At 53.7% G+C, this 2,921-nt stretch carries 1 protein-coding gene; it reads right to left on the bottom strand.

Annotation, left to right across the window (positions count from 1 at the left end; genetic code table 11):
* Window positions 1-35 precede the first annotated feature (35 nt).
* Window positions 36-2,921, bottom strand: a 2,886-nt coding sequence (locus ABX962_RS33950) for a glycoside hydrolase family 2 TIM barrel-domain containing protein (protein ID WP_372726098.1), incomplete at its 5' end; no start/stop codon positions are given.

The raw sequence follows: 2,921 nt of genomic DNA, 5'->3' as shown, positions 1-2,921 counted from the left end.
GCAGTCCAAGCGATCGCGTCGAACGTCTCGAAAATCTACCGGACTGAAATTTCATCGACATACATTCCGCCGTGTTCGATGGTCGTTAAACGGATCGTGTTGGCTCCGCGCTGGATTGGAATGTTGACGGTCACCGCTTTCCAATCGGATCCCCAGTTCTTCGTATTCGGAAGCATCAGTGTTTCGTTAACGACTCGGCCATTCACGGTTAGCTTGAATGCACGACCCGAACGTCCCTTACGTACGCCGCTGTAGCGAATTGTAAGATCCGCCTGCCCCGCGTCACCGTCGTTTTCCAGATACCACTGTACATAGGCATCTTTGTTTTGGCCAAAATCAATGAATCCCTTGCCATTGAAATTCTTGCCGCTAGAAACAACCTTTGCCCCGCTCAACGTTGCATCTTCGGCCTGGTCGCCTCCGAGATTCGATTGGGTTTGGCCTCCATCCCATACAAACCCTTCGTCTGCAGCGAAACGCTCTTGAAGTGTCTGGACAGGCTTTCCGTCCAACGCAACCATCGCTTTGACGGTGGTGCCAAGCGACACCTCGAACGGCGTCGAATAGCGAGCCGATTGCGAGGTCGGTGCAGAGCCATCGAGTGTATAGAAAATTTCGATTCCAACCGTTGGAGGCGTTCCTCGCAGCGACAGCAGCTGCACGTCGATGCTCACCCTCTTGGATGTTACCTGCTTCTTTTCGCCAAGAATGCAGCTGGCCATCAAGGTGATGTCCCCAGGCTGACCGGTCGATTCCACATAACCGCGGGTCAATCCGTAGAAGGCGATTCGGTTGTTAACCCCAAAATGCTTTTCGACATCGACCGGGCTTCCGTTGTCCAGCGCACGAATCACACCAGGGCCGATCACATTGAAATGGGTTCGGTTTTCTCCGTAGGGATAGAACTCGCCCTTCTCGTCAAGCGTGGTCACACGCACTTGAACGAGATCCGTGCCTTCACTGGCCATTGGTTCGCCATCGATCGATAACGCGATTCGCGAGGGGGCATCGGCAGTGCGGATCACCTTTTCCGCAACAGGCTTCCCGTTATTGTAGCCGACAGCTTTCAATTCGCCTGGCTGCCAGCCCACCATCCATTGGCACTGCATTTCATCGGACTTGGTTCCAGGCTTCTTTTTACCCAGCGATTGACCGCCCGAAAACAATTCAACGACATCGCAGTTGGAATAAATCCAAACCGGAATCTGCGTGCCGGGCTCGAGCGTCGGGTGCGTCCAGTGCGGCAGGATGTGAACCATCGGTTCATCCGTCCACTGGCTTTGATAGAGGTAGTACAGATCCTTTTCAAAGTTAGCCATGTCGATGGCCCCGCCCATGAACGATTTGAACGGCCAACCGCCATGCACATAGCCTGCTTCGCCGATGTAATCGTGTCCCGTCCATCGGAACGAGCCGGCATAGTTCGGGATGTCGCGAAGCTGCTCGATATTCTGGCGTGCATTCAGGCGAACGGTTGCGTTGTCGTAGCTGGAGTTGAAGATCTGCTTACGGTTTGCTCGCCCAGCCTCATCCGTCCAATCATTGAAAAATACTTCTTTCTCGGTCAAGTCGGGAATCCAATGCGGCTTCTGCCCTTTATTGGGATAGCCATCGCGATACCACGTCTTGGTGCGATAGAAGCCACGCACCTGCCAGGTGTGCGTGTTCTCGGTTCCGATAAACACGCGATCCTTCTTCAGTTGGTCGAACCAGCCCATCTTTTCGCTGCCGCCGTTCACGCCGAAGACATCCATGTATTCCGATCCAGAGTGACCGGAGGTGACCGGACGTGTGGGATCGAGTGCATGACAACGTTCCACCAAATCCTTTCCGATCGCTCCATGGGTTTCGTTGCCGACGCTGTAGATGACGACCGAAGGATGGTTGCGATCGCGCCGAACCCAATCGGTCAGATCCCGCTGCCACCAATCGTTAAAGTAATACCGTCCATAGTCATGCGCTGCTTTCTTCTTCCAGCCATCGAAAATTTCATCCATCACCAACATGCCGACTTCGTCACAGATGTCGTAGAAAACAGGCGTCTGTGGATTGTGTGCAGTGCGGATAGCGTTGCAGCCCATTTTCTTGAGCTGTTCGATGCGGAATCGCAGCACTTTGTCGGGGACTGCCGCACCGAGCGCACCGGCATCTTGGTGGTTGCAAACGCCTTGCAACTTGACGTTTTTACCGTTCAGCCACATTCCGGTTTCCGGTTTCCACTGCACATCGCGAATTCCGAAGCGGGTGGTCGCCGTATCCACGGTTTGCCCGTTGGAAATCACTTTGGTGACGACTTGGTAGAGATTCGGTGATTCAAGATCCCAGCGACGTGGCGAGTCAATTTGAAGCTTGAAACTTTGGGTTTGAAGCTGGGACGGAGCAATGTTTACCGGCTTTTGTTGTCGGGTGACCTGATTGCCGTCGGGATCCAAGATCGCGATTTCGACTTCAATCGATTCCGTTTTGCCAGTGGTGTTTTTGATCTCGGCATCCACTTCAACGGATTCGCCTGTTGTGCGAACAAAGACTCCGTCTGCGGGAACATGAATCTTATGTCTCACATCAATCCAGGTATGGGCATAGATACCGCTACCTGTGTACCAACGTGCGGAAGGTTGTTTGCTATTGTCCACCCGCACCGCAAAGGTGATCGAGTCAGAGGATTCAGCGATGTCGCTGATGTCATACGAAAACGAACTCCAGCCATACGGCCGTATCCCGAGCTTCTGGCCGTTCGCCCAGACGGTGCTGTTCATGAAGACGCCATCAAACGCGATCTCGACATGCTTGCCTTTCCAATCACCAGGGACCGGAATGGTCTTGCGATACCAACCAATGCCTGCCGGAAGATAGCCGCATTGATCCCCCATCGGATGATCCTTGCGATATTCGCCCTCGATGCTCCAGTCGTGCGGCACATC

The organism is Novipirellula sp., assembly GCF_041583735.1.
Taxonomy (GTDB): domain Bacteria; phylum Planctomycetota; class Planctomycetia; order Pirellulales; family Pirellulaceae; genus Novipirellula.
Note: the sequence above shows the minus strand (reverse complement) of the source record. Positions and strands in the feature narration are given on the sequence as shown.